Origin of the sequence: Nguyenibacter vanlangensis (assembly GCF_013376155.1) — a bacterium.
Taxonomy (GTDB): Bacteria; Pseudomonadota; Alphaproteobacteria; order Acetobacterales; family Acetobacteraceae; genus Gluconacetobacter; species Gluconacetobacter vanlangensis.
The window spans coordinates 1-736 of record NZ_JABXXP010001078.1 but is presented as its reverse complement, the minus strand read 5'-3'; the positions used below and the strand labels follow the sequence as shown (position 1 = coordinate 736).

Annotated in this window: 1 protein-coding gene; it reads left to right on the top strand. The window is 70.1% G+C overall.

Annotation, left to right across the window (positions count from 1 at the left end; all coding sequences use genetic code 11):
• Window positions 1–652 (top strand): 2OG-Fe(II) oxygenase (locus HUK84_RS21335; protein ID WP_176641942.1); only part of this gene is annotated, 652 nt, incomplete at its 5' end.
• Between the last annotated feature and the right edge of the window lie 84 nt (window positions 653–736).

The following is a 736-nucleotide window of genomic DNA, read 5'->3' as shown; positions in this document are numbered from 1 at the left end:
GAACGCGCGGGGCTGGGCGGTGCTGCCCGGGCTGCTGGACGCCGCGCAGGCCGCGGACCTGGCGGCGCTGTATGATGGCGCGGACGGGTTCCGCGCCCGGGTGGTCATGGAACGGCACGGGTTCGGGCGCGGGGAATACCGGTATTTTTCCTATCCGCTGCCGCCGCTGGTCGCGCAATTGCGGCAGGCACTGTATCCGGCGCTGGCCACCATCGCCAATGACTGGCAGGCGCGGCTGGGCCAGGCGGCGCGATTTCCGGCGCGGCACGAGGATTTCCTGCAGGCATGCCATGCGGGGGGACAGTGCCGGCCGACGCCGCTGCTGCTGCGCTATGGGCCGGGGGATTATAATTGCCTGCACCAGGATCTGTACGGTGCGCTGGTCTTTCCATTGCAGGTCGCCATCCTGCTGTCGCAGCCGGAGGTGGATTTCACCGGCGGCACCTTCATCCTGACCGAGCAGCGCCCGCGCATGCAGTCCCGGGCCGATTGCGTGCCGCTGCGGCAAGGGGATGCGGTGGCGTTTGCCGTCCATCACCGGCCGGTACGGGGCGCGCGCGGGCCATATCGCGTGACGATGCGCCATGGGGTCGGCACGGTGCTGTCGGGGCGGCGGCATGTGCTGGGGATGGTGTTTCACGATGCCGCGTAGGACGGGACGGAAACCGGAGGAGTTGGGGGAACTGGACCTGGGCCCCGGCCCGGACGAGGTGCTGGGACCGGGGGCGATCAGGCT